The organism is Alteromonas sp. BMJM2, assembly GCF_027257845.1.
Classification (GTDB): domain Bacteria; phylum Pseudomonadota; class Gammaproteobacteria; order Enterobacterales; family Alteromonadaceae; genus Alteromonas.
This window is the reverse complement of the sequence record NZ_JAPVOT010000006.1, coordinates 48,678-72,838: the sequence shown is the minus strand read 5'-3', so window position 1 is coordinate 72,838 and position 24,161 is coordinate 48,678. Positions and strand designations below refer to the sequence as shown.

General features: G+C 45.4%; 21 protein-coding genes. 12 read left to right on the top strand and 9 right to left on the bottom strand.

Annotated features, from left to right (window positions below; all coding sequences use genetic code 11):
• Nucleotides 1-71: 71 nt before the first annotated feature.
• The 8 genes from O9X84_RS08495 to O9X84_RS08460 all read right to left on the bottom strand — a co-directional run bounded on the left by O9X84_RS08495 (nucleotide 72) and on the right by O9X84_RS08460 (nucleotide 9,836).
• Nucleotides 72-692 carry an SOUL family heme-binding protein gene (locus O9X84_RS08495; RefSeq protein WP_269519272.1) on the bottom strand — a complete coding sequence of 207 codons (621 nt, stop codon included), beginning with the start codon at nucleotides 690-692 and terminating at the stop codon, nucleotides 72-74.
• A gap of 178 nt (nucleotides 693-870) precedes the next feature.
• Nucleotides 871-2,895 (bottom strand): HAMP domain-containing methyl-accepting chemotaxis protein, encoded by a 2,025-nt coding sequence (locus tag O9X84_RS08490; protein WP_269519271.1) that lies wholly within the window; start codon nucleotides 2,893-2,895, stop codon nucleotides 871-873.
• A 329-nt stretch (nucleotides 2,896-3,224) separates the two neighbouring features.
• Entirely contained in the window at nucleotides 3,225-4,040 is an 816-nt protein-coding gene (locus O9X84_RS08485; RefSeq protein WP_269519269.1) for a symmetrical bis(5'-nucleosyl)-tetraphosphatase, read from the bottom strand.
• Between the two features lie 9 nt (nucleotides 4,041-4,049).
• Entirely contained in the window at nucleotides 4,050-4,424 is a 375-nt protein-coding gene (gene apaG / locus O9X84_RS08480) for a Co2+/Mg2+ efflux protein ApaG (protein ID WP_269519268.1), read from the bottom strand.
• Between the two features lie 7 nt (nucleotides 4,425-4,431).
• Nucleotides 4,432-5,259: a 16S rRNA (adenine(1518)-N(6)/adenine(1519)-N(6))-dimethyltransferase RsmA gene (gene rsmA, locus O9X84_RS08475; protein ID WP_269519267.1), complete on the bottom strand. Its 828-nt coding sequence runs from the start codon at nucleotides 5,257-5,259 to the stop codon at nucleotides 4,432-4,434.
• Nucleotides 5,256-6,242, bottom strand: coding sequence for a 4-hydroxythreonine-4-phosphate dehydrogenase PdxA (pdxA, locus tag O9X84_RS08470; protein ID WP_269519266.1), 987 nt, complete (start codon nucleotides 6,240-6,242; stop codon nucleotides 5,256-5,258). The genes rsmA and pdxA overlap by 4 nt, the downstream gene beginning before the upstream one ends.
• A gap of 14 nt (nucleotides 6,243-6,256) precedes the next feature.
• Nucleotides 6,257-7,540, bottom strand: coding sequence for a peptidylprolyl isomerase SurA (surA, locus tag O9X84_RS08465; protein ID WP_269519265.1), 1,284 nt, complete (start codon nucleotides 7,538-7,540; stop codon nucleotides 6,257-6,259).
• A 61-nt stretch (nucleotides 7,541-7,601) separates the two neighbouring features.
• Nucleotides 7,602-9,836 (bottom strand): LPS-assembly protein LptD, encoded by a 2,235-nt coding sequence (locus O9X84_RS08460; RefSeq protein WP_269519264.1) that lies wholly within the window; start codon nucleotides 9,834-9,836, stop codon nucleotides 7,602-7,604.
• A gap of 414 nt (nucleotides 9,837-10,250) precedes the next feature.
• On the opposite strand from O9X84_RS08460, the gene djlA reads away from it, so the two are divergent.
• The 12 genes from djlA to O9X84_RS08400 all read left to right on the top strand — a co-directional run bounded on the left by djlA (nucleotide 10,251) and on the right by O9X84_RS08400 (nucleotide 22,927).
• The gene (gene djlA, locus O9X84_RS08455) at nucleotides 10,251-11,126 is read left to right on the top strand and encodes a co-chaperone DjlA (protein ID WP_269519263.1); all 876 of its coding nucleotides are present in this window, start codon (nucleotides 10,251-10,253) and stop codon (nucleotides 11,124-11,126) included.
• Nucleotides 11,127-11,222: 96 nt separating this feature from the next.
• Nucleotides 11,223-12,149, top strand: coding sequence for a site-specific tyrosine recombinase XerD (gene xerD, locus O9X84_RS08450; RefSeq protein WP_269519262.1), 927 nt, complete (start codon nucleotides 11,223-11,225; stop codon nucleotides 12,147-12,149).
• A gap of 359 nt (nucleotides 12,150-12,508) precedes the next feature.
• Entirely contained in the window at nucleotides 12,509-13,213 is a 705-nt protein-coding gene (dsbC, locus tag O9X84_RS08445) for a bifunctional protein-disulfide isomerase/oxidoreductase DsbC (protein WP_442864521.1), read from the top strand.
• Between the two features lie 241 nt (nucleotides 13,214-13,454).
• Nucleotides 13,455-15,176, top strand: coding sequence for a single-stranded-DNA-specific exonuclease RecJ (gene recJ, locus O9X84_RS08440; RefSeq protein WP_269519260.1), 1,722 nt, complete (start codon nucleotides 13,455-13,457; stop codon nucleotides 15,174-15,176).
• A 101-nt stretch (nucleotides 15,177-15,277) separates the two neighbouring features.
• A complete protein-coding gene (locus tag O9X84_RS08435; protein WP_269519258.1) occupies nucleotides 15,278-15,559 on the top strand; it encodes a hypothetical protein in 282 nt (93 codons plus the stop codon).
• Between the two features lie 160 nt (nucleotides 15,560-15,719).
• Complete coding sequence (recO, locus tag O9X84_RS08430) at nucleotides 15,720-16,430, top strand: DNA repair protein RecO (protein WP_269519257.1); 711 nt, start codon at nucleotides 15,720-15,722, stop codon at nucleotides 16,428-16,430.
• Nucleotides 16,431-16,554: 124 nt separating this feature from the next.
• Nucleotides 16,555-17,292: a pyridoxine 5'-phosphate synthase gene (gene pdxJ, locus O9X84_RS08425; protein ID WP_269519255.1), complete on the top strand. Its 738-nt coding sequence runs from the start codon at nucleotides 16,555-16,557 to the stop codon at nucleotides 17,290-17,292.
• Between the two features lie 107 nt (nucleotides 17,293-17,399).
• The gene (gene acpS / locus O9X84_RS08420; RefSeq protein ID WP_269519253.1) at nucleotides 17,400-17,780 is read left to right on the top strand and encodes a holo-ACP synthase; all 381 of its coding nucleotides are present in this window, start codon (nucleotides 17,400-17,402) and stop codon (nucleotides 17,778-17,780) included.
• A gap of 26 nt (nucleotides 17,781-17,806) precedes the next feature.
• On the top strand, nucleotides 17,807-19,279 hold the full coding sequence (gene rlmD, locus O9X84_RS08415; protein WP_269519252.1) for a 23S rRNA (uracil(1939)-C(5))-methyltransferase RlmD: 1,473 nt from the start codon (nucleotides 17,807-17,809) through the stop codon (nucleotides 19,277-19,279).
• A gap of 21 nt (nucleotides 19,280-19,300) precedes the next feature.
• Nucleotides 19,301-21,484, top strand: coding sequence for a GTP diphosphokinase (gene relA / locus O9X84_RS08410; RefSeq protein WP_269519250.1), 2,184 nt, complete (start codon nucleotides 19,301-19,303; stop codon nucleotides 21,482-21,484).
• Nucleotides 21,462-22,397, top strand: coding sequence for a nucleoside triphosphate pyrophosphohydrolase (gene mazG / locus O9X84_RS08405; RefSeq protein ID WP_269519249.1), 936 nt, complete (start codon nucleotides 21,462-21,464; stop codon nucleotides 22,395-22,397). The genes relA and mazG overlap by 23 nt, the downstream gene beginning before the upstream one ends.
• A 137-nt stretch (nucleotides 22,398-22,534) precedes the next feature.
• Nucleotides 22,535-22,927 carry a YbaN family protein gene (locus tag O9X84_RS08400; RefSeq protein ID WP_269519247.1) on the top strand — a complete coding sequence of 131 codons (393 nt, stop codon included), beginning with the start codon at nucleotides 22,535-22,537 and terminating at the stop codon, nucleotides 22,925-22,927.
• Here the strand turns inward: O9X84_RS08400 and O9X84_RS08395 are convergent.
• Nucleotides 22,924-24,090, bottom strand: a complete 1,167-nt coding sequence (locus O9X84_RS08395) for a hydroxymethylglutaryl-CoA reductase (protein ID WP_269519246.1) — start codon at nucleotides 24,088-24,090, stop codon at nucleotides 22,924-22,926. The two genes, O9X84_RS08400 and O9X84_RS08395, sit on opposite strands and share 4 nt — an antisense overlap.
• Between the last annotated feature and the right edge of the window lie 71 nt (nucleotides 24,091-24,161).

Sequence of the window (24,161 nt, the reverse complement as noted above, 5' to 3'; positions counted from 1 at the left end):
ATCAAACACGGCCCTTTCTCGGGCCGTTTTTTTATCTCTCCAGAGTAATGTAGAGCGCTACTTACATTACTTTATTTTACCGGAACAATGACCTCGTGACGTTTATTCCAAGGTAGGGTAAAAGGGGAGTCGTAGCCTAGGTAACTTGGTTTACCGGCAATGTCATAACCCTGTTCTTTAAGTGTTCGCAATAGTGTTTCGGCATACGCCTGTCGCTTATCGTCATTATTGAATCCGGAATAGCGAATTACTGCCACTTTCCTTGCCGGAACTTCAACTAATGATACCGCAGGATGAGAGGGGACCGGCGCGTTATCCATGTTGTATTTACTTGGCAGGAAAAACATCATGGTGTTTTTTGAGGTAATCTCAACGGGCGACGTCATGGCGATTTTTGCACTTTCTACCTGTTCGTTTCCCACTTCCACCGGCGATGTCATCGCAATTTCACTGCGTGCTTTGTTTTCACCAGATATGTAATTAAATAAAAGCCTAAATGCGCCATTGTCGCTGTTACCTTTCGACATTACCGCAAGAGAAGCTGAGTACTCTCTCACTTCTATTTCTTCTGTAAGAGAGTCAATCGTTTTGTAGGCGATGGTTTCGCTGTCTTTATAATAGGTTTTATCGGCACGAGCAGAGAAGCTAGACATGAGTAACCCACAAAGTAAGGTAAGCGCTAGAAGTTTCATGGTGATGCTATACGTAAGTGGTAGTTGAAACTTATACGCGGTTGCATCGATATTTGGTCACATGATTGTGTGGATAGGGATGGCGAGTGTAGGAAGTGGGATGTCGAAAGCTTAAGTAATAAAAAACCGCCGAATTAACAAATTAATACGGCGGCTTTTAAAGTGGCTAGCGTGTACTCTACACTTTAAATTGGCGAATAGACTGCTGAAGTTCATCAGCTAGCCTTGCAACCTCATGGCTTGAATCAGACGTTTGCTGAGCACCTGCGGTAGTCTCTTCAGCAATACCTACAATCGTTTCAAGCTTCTGACTGATTTCTTGTGAAACCGTATTTTGCTCACGGGCAGACTGCTCAATTTGAGAACTTACATCGTGGGCTCTGTGAACCGCATCAGAGATGATATCAAGCGCCTGCGTTGCTTTCTCAGTTTGTGAAACACATGCAGCGGTCTGCTCTTTACCTTGATTCATAACCGCTACTGCGCGCTCCGCGCCTGCCTGAAGCACTTCAATCATGGCATTGATTTCCTGCGTAGATTGCTGCGTACGGCTTGCTAAGGTTCTTACTTCGTCGGCAACTACCGCGAAACCTCTGCCTTGCTCACCAGCACGAGCGGCCTCAATGGCAGCGTTGAGCGCAAGTAAGTTAGTTTGGTCTGCAACTCCACGAATCACATCGAGGATGCCGCCAATGCTTGCGCTGTCTTGGTGTAGTTTATTAATAACGTCTGCAGCGTCTTGCACGTCTTTCGCCAATATCTCAATGGTGTTTTTATTCTCTAAAGAGATAGAACGCACGTTTTCCGCCTCTTTGTCAGCATGACGAATTTGGCTAAGTGTGTCCTCAGCGCTTTGTACAACTAATTGAGATGTAGAATGCATTTCTGTAGTAGCAGTAGCAACCTGACCAATTTGAGACTTCTGATCTTGAATTGAGTGGGTCGTTTGCGCCGTCACGGCAGAGGTTTGCTCAGACGCTGCAGCTAATTGCTCTGCTCGCACATTAATACCTGTGATAAGCTCCTTCAAATTGCCGATAAGCGTGTTGCAGTTTCTTGCTAGTAAACCAAATTCATCCTGAGCAGAATCGTCAAGACGATGAGTAAGATCACCGGAGGATGCTACCGTAAGCAGTTCATTTACTCGGCTTAGCGGAAGTGTAATAGCGCGAACAGTGATGTAACCAATGAACGCAGCAACGGCGATTGACGCAAGTACAACAACAATAACGATAGTGTTGCCCGTGGTTATGGCTGAGTTTACCTGTGTCTCTATATCACTGGCTTTTTTGTCCGCTAAGGTCAACAAACGGCTTAGCTCCAACGTACCTTGACTTATATTAGCGTCAGAGGCGTTTAGGGCTCGCTCTGCTTCGTTACGACGCTCGAGGCGATTTACGTGAAGCTGCATTACCCCATCGCTTGCCTTAATCGCGTTTATGGCGTTGTTGACTAAATCGTTTATATCATCAAGGGTTCCAGAATCGTCGCGGCCATCGGCAGCGGCGTTCATTTCGCTTAACTGAGTAACCACCTTGTCGACAACTAAATCAACTTCATTACCCAGTGTTTGAGAGCGTTGTAGTGTCTGCGTTTTAATATACTCATAAGATACAGTGAGCAATGACAGAAGAGACGTTTCAAGTTGTCCGCCAATCTCAGATGCGCGACGCAGTTCTGGAATACGCTGAACTGAGTCCAAATCAGAAAAGTCGAGAAGGAAGGTCGATGCGTCATCAGCATTATCTTCTGCATCACCAAGACGCTCGCCTATACTGTTTCGTAAATCCAGATACTGTTTGTGATTGGCATACATAGCATCCACGTTTTTGGTGTAGGCTTCATAGGCGTCGCGAACTGAATTTAGGGAGCTTTTTAGTTCAGCGTCTTTGCTAACAGCTTGCGCTAGTTGGTTGTATTCAGAGTCAAAGGTACCTTTTGCGGCATTAAACGAGGTACGCTTTTCTGACAGACCAGATAGCTCTTCTTCTATATAGCTTTCAAAGGTCAGTCGCCCCATATTCAGGAAGCTCGCTTTAAGCGCATTACTTCCTGCAACACTCGGCAAAGCTACGTCGTTAACTTCTTCAGTTGCTGAACCAATGGAGTTGAGGTTGACGAGAGACACAATACTTACCACAATGAGCAAAGCACTGATCGCTACAAATCCACCAATGACGCGAGTGGCTACGGTTATTTTCATCGGAACTCCTGATGGGTGTTTTTGTTTTTCTTTTCCACAATATTACCTCGCAAATAGTTCAAAATATACCTCGTTGTCTAAGGTGTGGTTTAGTCATGGGGATATTTATTGAACGCTCTTATTGCGACATATTAAATAATGTATCGACTACAACTACTTAATGTTTATCTTTAATCTTAAATTTATGACATTTATTTTTTGGTCAAAAAAGTATTATCGAAAAACGGCTTATATTAGCGTAGCTAATTATTGAAGAAAGAGGGAGGGCAAGGAGTAATTATCTTACTCTTACGATTCTAATTCATATAAAACAACACGCTCAAACATACTTATGCACTGAGCGTGATCAATTCCCCAGAAGTGTGGTTCAGTAGGGTTAGCGTTTGTCCCCATACGTAGCCAGTGTCAAGCCCAATAAATTGTGGAGACTGGGTTTCACCAGAAAGGGCAGCCCAATGACCAAATATGATCTTTTGTTTGGTTTTTAGCTTAGGGTTTTGCAGTTTAAACCATGGCTTGATGTCACCCGTGGCGCTATCTGGGTGAGATTTGTTGTCAAAATTAAGCTCGCCAGATTCCGTGACAAAGCGCATTCGCGTACACGCATTGACGGTAAATCTGTGCCGCTCTTCTTGGTTAAGCTCTTTTGACCATTTTAATGGCGTGTTGCCATACATGGTTTTTAAGAGATTGACGTAATCAGGCCCCTTTAAGGCGTCAGACACCTCGTTACTGAGTGACAGCGCTTTTTTCATTGACCAGCTTGGATAGAGTCCAGCGTGCACAATCAGCGTATGTTTATCTAACTTGGCAGCTAAGGGAAACTGGCGCAGCCATGTTTCTAGTTCCCTGACATCGGCGGCGTTTAGTAGGGGGTCTAAATTGTCAGACTTTTTAGCTTTATGGATATTGTTAAGCGTCGCCAAAAAGTGGAGATCGTGATTGCCAAGAACGCTAAAAAAACTGTTTCCAAGGGACTTCAGAAAGCGCAGAGTGCTGAGGGAGTCTTCCCCCCGAGCCACTAAATCGCCCACGGCGTAAAGCGTATCTTTGGAAGGGTCAAACTCGGCTTTGTCTAGAATGCGTTTTAACCCATCATAACAGCCCTGGATATCACCAATGACATAAGTGTTGCCTTTAGACATCATTTGTCCTTAATGCAGTATATGGGGAATTGCCAGCCTAAACACATCGATAGGAAGTTTAAAGCGCTCGCCGTTCTCGCGCTCCATTTCATAGTAGCCCTCCATGTTACCTACCGGGGTATCGATTACCGCTCCACTGGTATATTCAAAACTTTCATTAGGTTTTAGTATAGGCTGTTTTCCCACTACACCTGCGCCTTCAACCTCAGAGGTTTTTTCGTTTGCATCAGTAATGCGCCAGTAGCGATTGATTAACTGAACGGTTTCATCGCTCTTGTTTTCAATCGTAATGTGATAGGCAAACGCATATTGCGCGGAATCGGAAGGAAGATGTTCAGGCAAGTGGCGAGTTTTCACTCGCACTTGAATGTCTAATTCATGCATAGAAAAACTAAGACTCTTGATTGTATTCTTTGCTTGAAACGGCATTTGCAATAGTAGCAAAATCTGTTAGCGAGAGGGTTTCAGCACGACATTTTGGATCTAAACCGAGTTCAGTTATTTCGTCTTCGCTTAAACAGTCTTTTAAAGAATTACGGATTGTTTTTCGGCGTTGGTTAAACGCTTGAGCACATACTCTTTCAAGGGTGCTTAACGACTCTACCTGAACAGGCGGTACACTGTGAGGGACAAGTTTAACCACCGCAGAGTCTACTTTCGGCGGAGGGTTAAACGCACCTGGTGGTACATTTAATACCGGAATAACATGACAGTAATATTGCGCCATTACCGATAGGCGACCATAGCTCTTTGAGCCTGGACCCGCGGCCAATCGGTTTACCACTTCTTTTTGCAGCATAAAATGCATATCTTCAATTGCAGGTGCATGGTCAAAAAGGTGAAACATAAGTGGCGTTGAAATGTTGTAAGGGAGGTTGCCAAACACGCGAAGCTTACGATCGCTATCAGGCATTTCTTTTGCTAATGCAGAGAAATCCATCGTCATCGCGTCTTGTTCAATGACGTTGAGCTTTCCACCGTTAAACGGATGTTGACGCAAGCGCTTAGCTAAGTCTCTATCCAGTTCAATCACAGTGAGTCTGTCTACTTCTTCGCATACTGGGTCTGTAAGCGCGCCTAAACCCGGTCCAATTTCAACTAAGTTTTGTTCATTTTTGGGCGCGATAGCCGCGACAATCTTTCCAATCACATAATCGTCGTGAAGAAAGTTTTGCCCAAATCGTTTTCGTGCCGTATGGCCTAAGTGTGTTTTACTCATTGTTGATGCTGCGCAAGCTCAATGGCTTTTTCCAATGCTTTTCTGAAACTACCGGCGTCGGCATTACCTGTGCCGGCTAAATCAAGCGCGGTACCGTGGTCTACCGATGTACGAATAAAAGGTAAACCCAGAGTGATGTTTACCGCCGCGCCGAACCCTTTGTACTTTAACACAGGAAGACCCTGGTCGTGGTACATCGCCAACACAACATCGGCATCTTGAAGGTATTTAGGCTGAAAAATAGTATCAGCGGGGAGTGGCCCAATAATATCAAGCCCTTCTTCGCGAAGCTCGTTAAGGGCAGGCGTGATGGTACGGATTTCTTCAGTACCAATATGACCGTCTTCTCCCGCATGGGGGTTCAATCCACACACGTAAATACGTGGTTCTTTAATACCAAATTTAAGCTTTAAATCGGTATGAATAATATGAATAACTTTGTGAAGACGGGTTCCCGTGATGGCTTTTGCAACATACTCTAAAGGAATATGTGTGGTAGCAAGCGCTACATTGAGCCCTTCTGTGGCAAGTAGCATCACCACATCAATCGTGTTCGACTGATAGGCAAAAAACTCAGTGTGACCGCTAAAAGAAACACCGGCTTTATTGATAATACCTTTGTGTACTGGGCCGGTCACTACGGCATCAAAATCACCATCAATGTTGCCTTGGCAGGCTTGTCTTAGCGTTTCTACTACATACAGGCCGTTTTCACTATTTAGTGTACCTGCAACGACTTCTGCCGATTTATCAATGTGCTTTATATACAATGACCCCGGAGCTTGAATATCAACGTTGTCGGGGTCGTAATCGAGAAGGGTTAGTGGAATGCCGAGATCCTTGGCCCGTGCCGTCAGCATATCACTATCGGCAAACACAACAAGCTGAGCTTGCCATTCTTCCTGAGCCAGTTTGATGATCAAATCTGGCCCAATCCCCGCCGGCTCGCCCGGCGTTACTGCTATTTTAATTGGTCTGCTCATGAATAACTTATAGTTTAAGACTCGATAACTTCGACATACGCGGCGTCGCGCATTTCACGAAGCCAGTTTTCTGTTTCTTCGGCAAACTTTCTGTTAAAGATCAGCTGGTAGGCTTTTTCTTCTTTGCGCTTGTCCGTTGCATCGTCAATGCGACGCTCAATAAGCTGAATCAAATGCCAACCGTGAACAGAGCGTACAGGCTCACTAAACTCGCCAGGCTCTAAATTTGCCAGGGCATCTTTAAATGCAGGTACATAATTATCAGGGTTAGACCAGCCTAAGTCTCCACCGCGAAGGGCTGAGCCTGGATCTTCTGAATACTCTTTAGCGAGCTCTTCAAATTCAGCTTCGCCGGCTATCACGTCTTCTTTAAATCCAGCAAGCATGGCTTTCGCTTTGTCTTCGCTGAGAATAATAGAGGGCTTAACCAAAATATGGCGAGAGTTAACTTCTTGTACCGTCACTTTCTCGATACCGCGGGTATCAACCACTTTAAGTATGTGAAAACCCGCGCCGCTTCGAATAGGGCCTACCAGTGAATCAACGTCTTTGTTTTGCACGGCTTCTGCAAACAGCGTAGGCATTGCGTTGATGTTTAACCAACCCATGTCACCACCTTCAAGGGCTTCATTACCCGATGATGAGGCGATAGCAATTTTAGTGAAGTCTGAACCAGACTCTAGCAACGAGATAACCTTTTCCGCTCGTTCACGAGAGGCTTGGATGTCTTCGTCGGTAGGGTCGGCAGGGAAACCGATAAGAATGTGACCAAGGCGGTATTCTGCTTGCTCAGCACCTTGCTGCTCTATAAGGCCCATCAAGGTATCAATTTCCTGCGGGGTAATGTAAACACGACGACGAACATTGGCCCGTCTTACTTCGCCCATGATAATTTCTTCGCGAATGTCTTCACGGTAGTCGTCATAGGCAATGCCTTCTGCAGCAAGTTGAGCTCTCAATTGTTCCATAGACGCGTTTTGATTTGCCGCAATGTTGCCAATGGTTTGCTCTAACTGCGGATCGCTAATTTGAATACCCATACGCTCAGCCATTTGAAGCTGAAGGTTTTTCGTTATTAAGCGCTCAATGGCCTGAGTTCTCAGGGCGCGATCAGATGGAAGCTCTTGATTGTTCGCCTCAGCGTTGCGCTTTACTTCTTTTACTAGTGCAGCGATTTCGCTTTCAAGTACTACACCTTGGTCAACAATCACGGAAACGCGATCAAGCATGACCTCTTGTGCCATACTGCTAAACGAGAGTACTGCACCTAACATCAATGCACGGATAATGAACTTCATACACACTCTTTTATTTTTGGTTAATGAATTAACGCGCGCTACTAACGAACGTAATTACGGGTTAATTTAAACTATAAGGCTGTCGATAGCCAAACATACCGTCTTCCAGCATGCTTCTTCTGCTCGCCATCGAGCCAATTCCTTTGAAAATAAACTGCAGTGAAACCCCTGAGTCAAAATCGTCTGTAGTTTGCTCACCATTGTCGTTGAAGCGATTGTTAAGGGTTCGTTGAGCCACAAAGCGCACAGCCCAGCAGCAGGATTCATATTGAAGGCCTGCGTAAGTTTCGACACTGCGGTTTCTTTCTAAATCTCGATACGTTCTGCCAACCCACTGCCAGTTTTTGTTGATCGGCCAACTGGCAGATATTCCAATTTGATCAATCGTTTCACCACTTAGGTTGCGAACATAGCGGTGGCTAAGTTGGAGAAAACGAGATGCATCTTTTCTGTATTCAATTCCAACACTGCTCAAGTCAACCTTATCGGTATCCGTGGTCACCTGAACGTCGGAGTGGAAATACCAGTTTTGGTCAAAGCGCCAGTCTATTTCGGCGGCAAGGGCAGAACGGTCCTGATCTTTCGTTGCTGCTATCACCTTGTTGTCTTCAAGATAGAATATCTGACCCACACTAAGAACAAATTGTTCCCGATTGTTTTTATCTAGCATGCGAGTCGTTGCGCCAAGGGTAATTTGATTGTTGTCGTTAATACGATCAAGGCCAGTGAATTCCTGCCCACGAAACAGGCCTTCAACGTCGGTTAAAAGTGCTGTTGAGTCGTATAAACCAATAGCCGTTTGGTCTTCAAATGAGGTATATAAATACTGTACTTTTGGCTCAAAGGTCATGGAAAGTTCATCATTAAACCAAGAGGTATCTCTTTCAAAATACAGCGCACCATAAAGCCTAGCTTGTCCAAGGCTACGTTCAACATCTTCTTCTAACGCGGTCCCTTCAACATTGTCTTGCTTGTAAACGGTTTGAAATAGCGTCGTCTCAGCGACCACTTCTCCCCATGCCGCTCGCAAAGGTAATGCTAGAGTCGGGGCTAAGTGAAAACGGGTGGCTGTTGGCGCAGTAGCAAGTGTGTTGTCGAAATGGGCTATTTCTGAGTCTAGGCTGAACTCAAAATAGCGCCACATTGCGGTACTGTAATTAACTTTTATTTGAGGTACAGCGCGATAACTGTCGGCGGTATCTCCTAATACTTCAAAGTCTTTAACTTCAACATTTACCGATAAGTTTTCATCATAATAGCTGAGTCCTACACTGCGATATAAATGAGTGTCAGCACGGCTGTAGTAATCAGAACCTAGGTCGAGTAGATAGTTATCGTCGCTTAACCCATTAAAGTCGACATTGAGAAGCCAATTATCACCAACGAGCCCTTGATGCTGTAATCGATAAAAATAGCGGTCTGGATTACCGTCAATATCGCTATCGCTGGGAAGGTATTCTACATAAGCCATGCCCTCACTTTGTTCCGTTAAGTAACGAAATTCTGTATTGAGCTGAATCCCTCTTCTTGTCATCAAACGAGGAGAAATGGTCATGTCGTAATTGGGAGCAATATTCCAGTAAAACGGTTGGGTGTAGTCTATGCCAGTTCGACTAGAGCTGGTTATTTCAGGAAAAAGCAGACCGGTTTGACGCTCGTTACTCACAGGAAATGCGAAGTACGGAAGATAAAATACGGGGACATCAGCGATATAAAAGCGAGTGTGCTTGGCTTGGCCCCAAGCGGTACCTTTTTCTAAGCTTATCTCACTAGCCCTAATCAACCAGTCTTCATCGCCTTCTGGGCATGTGGTGAAGCTTACTTCTTTGAGCACTATTCCGGTATCAGTGTCTAACACAATGTCTTTTGCTGCGCCCTGTCCTACAAAACCGGTAAGCTTATACTTGGTGTTTGTCATTTCGAGGCGCTCTTCCACAGAGCGCAGTGATACAGTATCGCTTTGTACTTTTAACGCTGAATCTTGGTAAGTCACATCGCCTTTAGCAATAACATCTTTGCCGCTGCTGTTCACTTGTGCTTGAGAAGCACTAATAACAGCAGTATCTGAGGTTATATCAACGTTGCCAGAGAACAGGGCGACCTTGTTTTCCACTATCTCTGTACGATTTGCTTCTACCTTTATATGGCCTTTTTCCATTAGCTTATTGCTACTGAACGAAACCGGTTCAGCACTGCAAAAAGCCAACGGATCAGCTAACGATGTGGAGGTGTCCTGTGCAAACGCGACGGTAGGCAGTAGAGTCGCGAAAACGAGCACGGCGCAGGTATTTTTCATGCGTAAAAAGGCGGCCTGTTAACTATTATAATGCGTTTAACCCCGTGTAAGACGCTATGGGTCTTTTTTAGTTCGGTGCTATTTTTAAAATGTGCTGGCAGCAGACGTTTTAAAAACGCAGCAGGCCAAGTTGAGAGACTGTCGAGATACTGCCAAGAGACTGTCAATATTTCGATTTAAACTACAACCGCCCAATTCTAAGCACTTCTGAACCAATTACCAACCGTTCGTCTAAAAAATATCATAATAATAAGCATTTTTACCTTGAAGTAGCGCATTTTACGCACAATAACCCTATTTCGACGCCAAATAGATCATACATTGCTACTTCAATGCTGGCATGTCTTTGATATAGTTGTTGCGACAATCATAAAGCCGATGTTGCCAAAGGTGACACGATAGGAGCGTAATTTAATGTCTTTTTGGGGTAAGGTTCTCGGAGCCCTCTTTGGTTTCATGTTTTTGAAACATTTTCTTGGTATCGTTTTAGGATTAGTGGTCGGCCACTTCTTCGATAAAGCCTACAGCCAAAACTTCAATCGGATGGGAGGCTTTGGCCGTTTCTTCAGTGATCAAAACTCTCTCAAACAGCAGGCCATATTTTTTCATAGTTTGTTTAGCGCTCTAGGGCATCTTGCAAAGTCTGATGGGAAAGTGACAGACAGAGAAATTCAGATAGCCACCTCTCTTATGGACGAAATGCAGTTAACCGGTGATGCACGCCGCGAGGCCCAAGATGCATTCAGAGAGGGCAAAGCAAGAGACTTTCCGCTTACCGATATGCTCAAAGGCTTTTATGAGGCAACGCATGGCCGACGAGATATCCTTCAGGTGTTTTTAGAAATATTGATCCAAGCTGCTTTTGCGGATGGTCAGCTATCACAAGAAGAGTATGTGGTGCTTGAGAAGGTCGCTAAGCCTCTTGGTTTTAGACGTCGTGACCTCGATTACTTAATTTCGATGTTCGAAGCTGAACTTCGCTTTCGTCAGCGGGAAGGCCACAGAGGAGACCAGCGCGGACAATCAAACGGTAGACGACAGCATTCACGCCAGCAGCAAGCGCCTTATTCAGCGCAGCAGACTCTCGATGATGCCTACAGTATATTGGGCGTAAGCGCATCAGACGATGAAAAGACCATTAAACGGGCCTACCGTAAAAGAATGTCAGAGCATCACCCGGATAAGTTGATTTCAAAAGGTTTACCCGAACAGGCTATGGAGATTGCGAAGAGAAAAGCGCAGGATATACAGTCTGCTTATGAGCTTATTAAACAGCGACGTGACTTTTAATATGTGGTGCAGTGCGTTTTCAAACGGGGATTTAAACGGAGCTTTTGATGGGCTTTTTTTGAGGTTTTCAAATGCTAACGCTATTGTGATACGTCCATGACACAGACAACAAAACAGTTAACTTATGTTCCTGCCGCTAGCCAAGCGCATATTGATAACTTTATTGAGATGCTGTGGCTAGAAAAAGGATTATCTGAGCATACTCAGCAGAGTTATCGAACTGACCTGAAAAAGCTGGCGATTTACTTCAATAACGAGGGAATAAAGGACCTTGCTGTGGTTACCACCGAGCAGCTGCAAGACTATCTAGCCTATCGCTACGAACAGGGCCTATCTAGTAGAAGTACCCAGCGGGCGTTAAGCGCTATTAGGTCGTTCTATGTCTTTTTGATTGCTAAACAGGTTCGCGTAGACAGTCCGGTATCTACACTATCTAACCCGAAAACGCCCAAAGCATTGCCGACTTCGTTAAGTGAACAGCAAGTGGAAGATCTTCTGTCTGCTCCGCTGACCGATGATCCTATTGAATGTCGTGACAAAAGTATGCTTGAAGTACTCTACGCCACTGGCCTTCGAGTGAGCGAGCTAATTGGGCTGACAATGGATCAGATCAGTTTGCAGCAAGGCGTGGTTCGCGTGGTGGGTAAGGGCGATAAGGAGCGCTTAGTGCCCCTTGGCGAAGAAGCTATCGAGTGGCTTTTAGTATACATAAAAACGGCAAGGCCTATGCTAGCTACTAAGCAATCTGACGTCGTGTTTTTAAGTCGTCGAGGCCAGCAAATGACTCGGCAAACTTTTTGGCATCGCATTAAGTATTATGCAGTGAAAGCGGGAATAGAACAGCATTTGTCTCCCCATACATTGAGACACGCTTTTGCGACCCATCTTTTAAACCACGGCGCTGATTTACGAGTAGTGCAAATGCTACTTGGCCACAGCGATTTATCGACCACACAGATATACACGCATGTTGCCACCGAAAGATTGCAAACGTTAATCCACAGCCACCACCCAAGAGGCTAGCAGTGTATAGAGAATGAGGCAGATAACCAAAAAGGCTGCTAGTTCCTAAAGCTGTGGAATAGGCAAAAGCCGCGACCAACGGATGCTCCTACCTACCTCAAGCCCAACCGCCTGTGATACGATTGAAGAAATAAACGGGGTCAGAACCACATTTTAATGCGCATATCTATGCTATAAGCTCTCTTAGATGTTAAAACTTAAATTTATAGGCAAGCGGTTGAAACTTTTTAGGCTTTCGTCCGGTCGTTGTATAGTGCCGATAAGAAATAAACAGGGTCTGACCCCATTTTTATAATGCGCCATCATCCGCGGCCATGTGAGTCCAATTGGAGAAGTGTAAAGTGAAAGTAGTAAAAAATATCGTCGTTAGCGCCATCGCAGTTGCAGCTGCTATGGTGAGTAGCATTACTCAGGCTGCAGATGATGCGGCAATTCAACAAAAGCTTAGCTCAGTGTTAGGCTTAACGGTAGATTCAATTGCGGATTCCCCTGTTCCTGGTTTAGTTCAAGTTTCTACAGATAGAGGCTTTTTCTACATCAGTAATGATGGTCAGTTTCTTATCCAAGCCCGCGTGCTCAATATCGATGAAGGAATGCGAGATGAGACCGAGGTAGCAATGACGTCATTAAGACTTAAGGGTGTAGAGGAAATGGAAGCGTCGTCTATTACGTTTAAAGCCAAAGATGAGAAACACGTTATTTCGGTATTCACCGACATTACCTGTGGTTATTGCCGCAAGCTTCACAATGAAATTGGCGAATTAAACGACAATGGTATTACGGTAAACTATTTAGCATTTCCTCGCGCTGGGCTAAACAGTGAAAATTATGATGACATGGTATCGGTATGGTGCGCTAAGAACCCTCAGCAAGCACTTACCAATGCAAAAGCCGGCGATAATGTTGCATCGGCTACGTGTAAAAACAAAGTGGCTGAGCAATACAAGCTTGGTCAGAAGCTTGGTGTAAACGGCACCCCCAATATTATATTACCTGATGGCTCACTTATTCCAGGTTATCAACCAGCCTCGCTTATCGTTAGCGCTTTAGAGCAAGCGGGTTAAAATAGGGCTCGTTGATAGGCTGTGCTCGTTAAAAAGCAATGCTCGTCAATAAACAATGAAAGAGCGGGAATCATTCCCGCTCCTACTTTTCCTCACCGCGTATTTTAAATTTACGCTGAGTATTAAAGCTCAGTGAATTTTAAGTCCAACGCACACTGGCTTTATTGAATCCTTGTACCCCTTTCTACCTCTGCGTTAGAATCAAAGTCTTGATACAATTCTTCATTATTTAGTGGTACTCATGATATTGCCTATTGTGCGCCGAGAGTTAAGCCCAGCAATGCTTAGTTCAAAGTTACACCCTGTTATCGATAGAATTTATCGTGGCAGGCAAGTTAATCATACCGATGAACTTGAAAACGGCCTCAAAGGGCTCACTCATTACAAAGCACTAAAAGGAATAGAAACCGCAGCGACGCTGCTTGCTGATGCGGTAGAGCAGAACAAGCGTATAGTCATTGTGGGAGACTTCGATGCTGATGGGGCAACCAGTATTGCCGTATGCTTGTTATCAATGAGGTTAATGGGCTTTACCAATATCGATTATTTGGTACCGAACCGCTTTGATTTTGGTTACGGTTTGAGCGTACCTATTGTGGATGTAGCCATAGAGCGCGATGCCGATGTTATAGTTACCGTAGATAATGGTATTTCATGTATCGACGGTGTCACTCATGCCAAAGAAAAAGGCTTAGAGGTAATCGTTACCGACCACCATTTGCCTGGAGACACACTTCCGCCTGCCGATGCCATCGTTAACCCGAACCAACCCGGCTGTACCTTCCCATCAAAAAATTTGGCCGGTGTTGGCGTCTCTTTTTATATTATGCTGGCCATCAAGGCTGAGTTACAGCAACGCGGTTACTTTGAGAGCAGTGGTATAGTGCCCCCAAACTTAGCCTCTTTACTTGATATTGTTGCCGTGGGTACAGTAGCTGATGTGGTGGTTCTTGATAAGAACAATCGAATTCTGGTCCACCAAGGTTTGCAGCGTATACGCGCGGGTAAATGTCGACCAGGCATAAAAGCGCTGGTGGAAGTAGCTAATAGAGAGTGCTCACATCTTACTTCTACCGATTTAGGATTTGTTGTTGGGCCTCGTTTAAACGCTGCTGGGCGTTTAGACGACATGTCTCAAGGCATTGCCTGCTTGCTAGAAGAGGATAAGATTCAGGCCAGAATGATAGCAGCTGAACTTGACGCGTTAAATAAAGAGCGTCGGGAAATAGAGACCGGCATGAAGGCGCAGGCTGAAGAAGCACTTGAAAAAATGTCCATTGATGAAGGCGATATGCCCGCAGCGCTGGTCGTGTACCGCGAAGACTTCCACCAAGGCGTCATCGGCATTGTGGCAGGGCGATTAAAAGAAAAATATTTAAAACCGGTTATCGCCTTTGCTCACCAAGATGAAGCGGTAATTAAAGGCTCGGCTCGCTCTATTCCAGGTGTGCATATTCGAGACGTACTTGATGAAGTTAACACCCGTTACCCCAATGTTATCGATAAGTTTGGCGGTCACGCGATGGCAGCCGGGCTGAGTTTGCCGGTAGATAGGCTTGCAGAATTTGAACAAGCTTTTGTGGCCATTACTCAATCTCACATGGATAAACTCGACACTGCTCATGCGCTGTTATCCGACGGAGACTTGGGCAAAGAAGAATTATCGTTGTCGTTTGCTCATCTGCTGCGCCAAGCAGGCCCCTTCGGACAGGGCTTTGAGTCGCCGCTTTTTGATGGTGAGTTTGGATTAGTTGACCAGCGATTGGTAGGGCAAAAGCACCTCAAAATGGTTGTTAAGTCAAAAGAGGGCGCGGAAATCGATGCCATTGCGTTTAATGTTGATTTAAAAATGTGGCCAAATGCCATGGTGAAAAATGTGCATATTGCTTATAGACTCGATATTAACGTGTTTCGCGGTCAGGAGTCTGTGCAGCTTATCATTGAACAGATTGATGCTGCCTAGCATATTTGCTCCGTGTATGTTGACCTCGCTTTTGTCAGTAGTGAGAGACTTGTATTAGCAAAGCACGGGTTATACATAGCTCGCACAAAAGGTTGCTAACGATGAAAAGTGAAAGGGAAAAGCTTGTAGAAAAGCATAGCAAGCTTAATCAAACAGACAACGCCAAAGTGGTGTCTCACGTTCAACGTGAAGAAAAAGACGGAGACTGGATCCGACACACTATTATGTTAGACGGCATTGATGTGCCTTTTATTTATCGGCGCAAGCATAATTACAAATCACTCACCGGAGCTAGGGTAAACCTAACCTACTATCGACAGGTTGAAGAGGTTGCCGGTATTGAGTTTGAAACCATGAAAGTGGTTCGGGTAAAACGCAGTTAAGGTGGTTGAGTTGGTCAATGAGTTAACACAGTTAGCTCAGGTTAAATATTAGCCAGAAAAGAGCCTGATAGAAGCCTAAAACGGCCATGTAAAGGCCATATAAAGGCTTCGAGTAAACTAGAGTAGACACGTACAAGACGTTACGGTTGGGCGAAAAATAATGAATAATGAATGGTTAACTGCGTACGTACTCCACCGTCGTCCTTATCGAGAAACCAGCTATATTGTGGACTTTTTTACCCTAGAAGAAGGTAGGGTAAGCGCGGTAGCTAAAGGCGTTAAAAATAGTAAGTCAGACAAAAAAAGCTTATTGCAGCCTTTTCAAGCGCTGCGCCTTCAGTTGAGCGGTAAATCGGAATTAAAAAACTTACGCCACGTAGAAAGTACCGCTCCTTCCATTATTCTGCCGGGTACTACCTTATTTTGTGCTATGTATATCAATGAGCTTTGTAATCGCATTATGCCTAATGGGTTGGCAAGCGATCTGGTTTTTGAGGCCTATCAAGACGCCCTTGCGTCATTAAGTGAGCAAGGCGACATAGAGATAACACTGCGCCAATTCGAGTTTTCCATTCTCGATGAAATGGGGCTACTTCCCGATTTTACCTTAGATGTAGAGTACGAACTTCCCGTAGAAGCGTCTCGTCAGTACAACTTTCAAGCAGAAGCTGGTTTTGTGGTAATTCCTGAAGACGCATTGCACCTTAAAGGGTTTCCTGGTGAAGCCTTGTTAGACCTTGCACAAGGTGAGTTCACACCACTGAGTAAACGAGTGGCGAAAGTTCTTTGTCGCGAATTACTGCGGCCATTAATTGGCGACAAACCGTTAAAAAGTAGAGAGCTTTTTAGCCGTATGACGCCCAAACGCTAGCGAAATCTGTTTTAATAGCCGAGATCAGAAATTATTTTAAGTTAACACAAGCCGTTAGCAAGCTAACTATCAGCAAAAATTTGATACACTTCACGCGGTAAACATTCACTTATTAGGCAGGTATATGAGCTCAATTTTGTTAGGCGTTAATATTGATCACATTGCAACACTGAGAAATGCGCGGGGTACACACTATCCAGATCCTGTACATGCAGCAGACGTTGCGGAGCGCGCGGGCGCCGATGGGATAACTGTTCACCTTCGTGAAGATCGCCGACACATTAAAGATAGAGATGTAAGAATCCTTGCTCAAACTATCAATACACGTCTAAATTTAGAAATGGCAGTAACCGATGAAATGCTAGCTATTGCTGAAGAAGTGAAGCCTGTATTTTGCTGCCTTGTGCCTGAAAAACGCGAAGAGCTTACTACAGAAGGGGGCCTTGACGTAGCGGGTAACCTCGATGTGATGAAAACGGCCTGCGAGCGCCTTGCCGCAGCTAGTATTCAGGTATCGCTGTTTATCGATGCCGACAAAGCACAAATTGATGCAGCGGTAGCATGTAAAGCGCCTTATATCGAAATTCACACGGGTCAATACGCCGAGGCAGAAAACGAGCAGCAACAAGAAGTAGAGCTTGCTCGATTAATAGAAGGTATTGAGTATGCCGATAGCTTGGGCTTAAAGGTAAATGCAGGACACGGTTTGCACTATCACAATGTGAAACCTATTGCTGCCATTAAGCAGCTAGTAGAGCTTAACATTGGACACGCTATAATCGCCCGCGCCGCCTTTGATGGTTTGCACACTGCCGTTGCCGACATGCGCAAGCTTATGTTGGAAGCAAGAGCCGGTATTTAATGCACTGTGGTACTAGCGGTGTTTATTTTGCTTTAGGACTGAGCTTTGAGTCAGCGCTTAGCATCTGCTAATACCTATTATCTGGTTTTATGAAAAAGGAAGGTTGAGTGGCCATAGCAGGGTTAGGCACCGACATTGTTGAAATTGCGCGCTTAGGTAAAGACGAGGGAGCAATGCTAAGGCTTGCTAAACGCGTATTAACCGCTAGTGAGCTACAGCAGTTTGAGCAGCACCGAACTCCACAGCGATTTTTAGCCAAGCGTTTTGCCGCTAAAGAAGCGGCGGTAAAAGCGTTGGGCACAGGTATTGGCAATGGGATCAGTTGGCAGCATGTAGAGGTTCAGCACAACGAACTGGGTGCGCCTACACTTGCCTTCAATGGTGAGTTTGCGGCTCGTTGCGAAGCTCGGGGAATAACGAATAGTGTTATTAGTATTTCAGACGAACAGCACTATGCTGTTGCTACTGTTATTCTTGAATCAGCATAAAATATAATTTCCTTACGGAGCTTTCCTTGTCAAACCCCAAGAAGCCTGCAAAAGGCAAAAAACAAAATGGGCTTTTTAATACCCCAACACTGAAACGTAAAACCAGTGCCAATGCGCAAGTGGCGAACCTGCGTTTTTCAGATAAGGCCAAAGATTCTAGTTCTAAAGAGTCTATTGCCGCAGCATCTGAATATGATTCCTCCTTAAACAGTACTTTTAGTCAAAAGCACTCACAGCTTCTTGTAGAAAGTCTTGATTGGATGGGACAGGGAATAGCGCGAACTACACCGGTGCATTTTGTAGAGGGCGCACTCCCTGGTGAAATTTGTGAGATCAGCGTTTTGCATGCAAAAAAGAATGTGGTAAACGCTAGAGCAACCAAAATAACTCAGCCATCGTCAATGAGAACAGCGCCATTTTGCCCTGTGTTTGACCAATGTGGCGGATGTCAGCTTCAGCATATTGATCCTCAGCATGCCCTAACAGAGCGGGATATGGCGCTTAAGTCGATGATGGTGCGCCAGTTGGCGATGGAAGAAGGCGTGTGGCAAGCGCCGCTTGCTGGCGACAAACCTGCCTACAGACGAAAGGCGCGCTTGGCACTAGACGCTAGACGAATGGATAAACTCAAGCTCGGTTTTCGGGCGCAGGCGAGTAGTGAGATTGTTGACATTGCTGCTTGCCCTGTACTTGTTGATGAATTAAGTCGCCTTATTACGCCGCTGCGTGCAGTATTATCAAGGTGCGAAAGCACAAAATTCATAGGTCATATTGGTCTGCTTGCTGGCGATAACGTGTGTCAGGTAACTATTAAGCATACTAAAGCTCTCAGCTCCGAGTTATACAGTGAGTTAGTTTTGTTTGCCAAGCAAGAACGCATAAACGTGGTGCTGGAAAACAAAAAAGGCAGATGCAACATACTGCATTTTGAGGCTGCGCTAACGATGAGTAGTTTTGATGAATTCACGTTAAGCCCCGCGCCTAACGATTTTGTGCAGGTCAATAAATCCGTTAATACCCTAATGATAGAGCAGGCGTTGTCTTGGCTAGCGCCGAAGCCCCAAGAGCGAATAGCCGACTGGTTTAGTGGTCTAGGCAATTTTACTTTGTCTATTGCAAAGCGCGGTGCTGTTGTTCAGGCCGTGGAGGGTGTGGCTGAAATGGTGCAGCGTGCTAAGGATAATGCGCAACAACAGGGCGTAGATAACGTAGAGTGGCTGCATTTAGATTTAAGCAATAACAAAAACGTGAGTGATGCTCTTAATGACGGCTTTGATAAAGTTTTGCTGGACCCATCGAGGGAAGGTGCCTTAACCGTTTGTCAGGCATTAGTTAATGCGAAGCCGAGTACAATAGTGTACGTTTCTTGCAACCCAAGCACCTTTACAAGAGATGCAAGCGTATTGATACAGGGAGGGTATTCGATGAAAAAAGCAGGGGCAGTGGAAATGTTTCCTTATACCCATCACATGGAAATGATGGCTCTTTTCACACGTTAGTAGTCGCAGTGAGTTACGGATATGGTTTCAACAAGAAAGGTACACGAAGCGCACAGACCACCCTTTGAGGCATGGTTAGATAGCTTAGGGCTTCATAGTCACACTAAAGAAAAATTACGAGTAGTGTCTGCTGCCCCCGAGCGACTGCTTGTGGGTCAAGAGATGGTGGAAATACTCTGTCAGCTCAATATGGACGACGTGACGCTACAGGCCGCATTGGTCTTTCCCTATTGTGAGCAACACGCATTAAATGAAGACGATATTGGCGATGAATTTGGCTCAGAAATAAAAGAGCTTATTGTTGGTGTGCGCAGAATGGATGCAATTAAGTCGCTTCATGCACGCAGGCTAAGCGGTAAAGAACGCGCAGATTCTTCAGATGAACAGCACACCGATAGTATTCGTAGAATGTTATTGGCCATGGTCGAGGACGTGCGAGCCGTTGTTATTAAAATGGCAGAAAGAATATGTGCGTTGCAGCAGGCCAAAGTTGCCGATGAAGAAACGCGAGTGATGGTGGCCAGGGAGTGCGCTAGCATTTATGCGCCGCTAGCGAATCGATTAGGTATAGGGCAATTAAAGTGGGAATTAGAAGACTTAGCCTTTCGCTATCTGCATCCGGTTACCTATAAGCAAATCGCCAAGCAGCTTGATGGCAAACGCAAGGAGCGGGCTGAATACATCGATTCCATTGTTGATGATCTGCAGGGAATCATGAATACCGAAAACATCCGCGCAGAGGTTTACGGTAGACCAAAACACATATTCAGTATTTGGAAAAAAATGCAGAAAAAGCGGCTCACGTTTGAGCAGCTTTTTGATATTCGTGCGGTGAGAATTATTGCCGATAGACTACAAGATTGCTACGCCGCCCTTGGCACCGTTCACGCCAACTATAAACATTTACCCACTGAATTTGATGACTATATCGCTACGCCAAAACCCAATGGTTATCAATCTATCCACACGGTTGTTGTTGGTCCGAAGGGCAAGCCAATCGAAATTCAAATACGCACACAGCAAATGCATCAAGATGCGGAGCTAGGGGTGGCTGCTCATTGGAAGTACAAAGAGGGGAGTGCGGGTAAACAATCTGGTTACGATGAGCGGATAAACTGGCTACGTCGTATTTTAGCGTGGCAAGAAGAAGTGGCAGAGTCGGGCGATTTGGTTGAAGAACTTCGCAGTCAGGTATTCGATGACAGAGTGTATGTATTCACACCAAAAGGCGATGTAATCGATTTACCGCAAGGTGCTACACCGTTAGATTTTGCCTACTACATCCATAGCAATGTAGGACACCGCTGTAACGGTGCTAAAATAAACGGCAGGATCGTGCCTTTTACCTACTTGCTGCAAAGTGGCGATCAGGTGGAAGTACTCACTGGAAAAGAGCTTAATCCAAGCAGGGACTGGATGCATCCGGGGCTGGGGTATGTCCATTCTTCTCGGGCACGCGCTACCATTCATTCTTACTTTAAAAAACAAGACAGAGAGAAAAACCTTGCCGCCGGTAAAGAGCTGCTAGAGCGAGAGCTTCATCGTGCCCATTTACCAACGAAGGTCCCTGCTGAGGCGTGTGAAAAGTTTAATCTGCAGACGAAAGACGACCTTTTCACAGCGGTAGGCGCAGGCGATGTAAGGGTGATGCAGGTTGTCAATTTCATTCATCACCTACAAGAGCCGCCTCAGGTTGAGCCTGAGATTAGCCCTAAAGTTAAAACCCGCAAAACGGCTGCTGGAACAGGTAAAAAAGACGCTGTCGTTGTGCAGGGCGTTGGACACCTGATGAGTCAGTTGGCTAACTGCTGCAAGCCCGTACCTGGCGAGCCCATTATGGGCTATATCACTCAGGGCAGGGGAGTGAGTGTTCACAAAGAAAGTTGTGACCAATTGCAGAACTTACTGGTTCAGCACCCTGAGCGCCAAATAGAAGTTAACTGGTCTGAAGAACTCAAGGTGGGTTTTGAAACCGCTGTGGATATTCATTGCCACGATAGAACCGGGCTGCTTCGCGATGTCACCACTGTATTGGCAAACGAGAATGTACCGTTACTTGGGGTCAATAGCTTAAGTGATAAAAACCGTCAAACCGCGTTAATTACCATATCTATTGAGGTGTTGACGTTAGACAGTTTGTCCAAAGTTATCACTCGACTACGTCAGCTAAAAGGAGTTACAGATGCGAGACGCAAGCAAAGCTGATTTGCCTGGCATGGCGCGTCTGTTGTCAATTATGGACGCATTGCGCTCTGATGACGGCGGTTGCCCGTGGGATCAACAACAGACCATGGAGTCCCTTACGGGATTTACTATTGAAGAGGCGTATGAAGTTGTCGATGCAATCGCCAGTGGCGATATAGACGATATCCGAGACGAGTTAGGTGACTTGCTGTTTCAAATTGTCTTTTATGCCCACATTGCACAAGAAGACGGGCAGTTTGACTTTGACGATGTGGCAACAGCCATTAGCGATAAGCTGGAACGTCGCCATCCTCATGTATTCGCTCAGGGACAGGCCAGCGTAAAAACCGGCACCAAAACCAGTCAATCCTCCTTTTCTCAACAAGGATTATCTCAAGAAGGGCTATCTCAAGAAGATTTGGTTCAGCAATGGGAGGCCATTAAGGCCCAAGAAAAAGCAGAGAGAAAAGCAGCAAAACAAGCCAACACAGACAGCAGCCAGCCTCATCGAGTAAACAATGAGCCTCTTTTAGATAGTGTGCCTAAAGGAATGCCTGCACTAATGTACGCACAAAAATTGCAAAAAAAATGTGCCAAAGTAGGGTTTGATTGGCCAGATACTCTGCCCGTGCTAGATAAAGTGGAAGAAGAGTTAGAGGAGATTAAGCAAGAGCTTAATGCCTCAACCCGAAACCAAGACGCTATTGAAGAAGAGATTGGCGATGCACTCTTTGCAATGGTGAATTTAGCCAGGCATTGCAACATAGACGCGGATACAGCACTGCGCAAAGCCAGTATTAAGTTTGCAAAGCGCTTTAGCGCGGTAGAGGATCTGGCTCACGCTCAGCATGACTCATTAACCGATTTATCGCTAGAGGAGATGGAGTTGCTATGGGGGAAAGTAAAAGCGCAGGAAAAATCGCAAAAAAAGTAGCGAGATTTCAGCGCTGTAATAACAAACCCGTGCTACGCTAATACTATTATCAAATCGAAATTTGACCGTTGTTGAATCGTCAGTGTGCTGACTTGCTTCTGTTACGCGTCACTGTCAACGGTCTTAAGGGGAGTTAATTGAGCGTTCGCATCATTAATAAAGTGAGTAAGCCATTTTTCGCTGTACTCGGTGCGTTATTCACACTCTTAGGTGTCATTGGTGCTTTCTTACCCGTTATGCCAACCACCGTTTTTCTCATTGGTGCGCTTTATTGCTTTACGCGCTCATCGCCCAAGCTCGAGCGCTGGTTGTTGCAGCATCCTCGTTTCGGCCAAACCCTGCGCGCATGGCGCGACAATGGCGCAATATCTAAACGGACAAAGTGCGTGGCTTGCTGCAGCATGCTGCTTAGCTTTATCGTATTTTGTATATTCGCCAACGCGCCGCTTTATGCATATGCTGGTGTTGTAGTATTTATGAGCGCAGGCGCTTACTTTGTGATATCGCGCCCTGAATGCGCTAATGCTTAACGGTTTCTGCCCAGTTTTTCATGACTAGACACCCATTCGTTCGCCACAATGGCAGAGCCAAGAGATAAATCGCCACATAGCACAGTTGCCGCAATAATCTCTGCAAGCTTATTCACTTTTCCTTTACCCGCACAGCCCAGTACATCTAAGCACTCTTTCTGTGTTGCTAAGCCGGTCCCTCCACCATAGGTTGCAACGATAAGCGATGGTATGGTAACTGAAAAGTAATAGTCGCCGTTTGGTAAAATTTCAGCATAGGTGAAGCCTGCAGATGACTCAGCGACATTGGCTACATCTTGGCCACAGGCAATGAATACCGCGGTAATGCCATTAGCAAAATGAGCACCGTTGTTTACACTGCCAGCCATAAAGGCTCCCATATTAGAATATTGACGCTGCTTAAAAAGCGCCTCAGGGGGACAATGCATGATGTCTGTCATCAATTGTTTAGGCAGCGTGATTTCAGCAACAACTCGCTTACCTCTAGTGTGCAATGAGTTAAGGTGAGAGTGCTTTTTATCGGTGTCTAAGTTGGCGGCAAGCACAAAGTGGTCAACGTTTTGAGGGTAGTTTTTTAATACCCAGTCGCATCCTGCTTTTGTTGCTTTACTCACCATGTTTTGCCCAGCAGCGTCACCACAGGTAAAGTTAAAGCGCAGCCAGCGCAGTTTTGAAACTGCATATTGTTCGATGTCTCTGAGCTTTCCCACTGAAGTGGTTTCTTCACATGCAACTTTAATATGATCAAAATTGGCATCAACCCATTTTCCAAAGGCGAGGGCGTCTCTTGCGTCAGCAAAAGCAAACATAGGGGCGCGCTGCATTGCATCGTCTATTACCGTGGTTTTAATGCCGCCTGCTTCTCGAGTTAAACGCATTCCTCTGCTGTAACTGGCCACTAACGTACCTTCAGTGGTCGCCATAGGCACATAAAAATCACCCTGTGCAGCTTCTCCGTTAACCAACATCGGACCTGCAAACCCAATAGGAACTTGCGCCACACCGGTGAAGTTTTCAATATTTCCAGCCAACGATTCCGGCTCAATGGAAAATTGGCTCGAATGAGCAAGCGATGCATTGGTTTCGTTTTCGATAAACTGTCTGCGTTTTTCGCTCATGTCACGGGTGTAATCATGCGTTGGAGAGCGGGGGATTTTAGGCATAAACAATCCTTTTTATTTTTTAAATATAGTAGGAGCGCGCTGGTTAAATTGGAACTGCTAAGAACTTATAG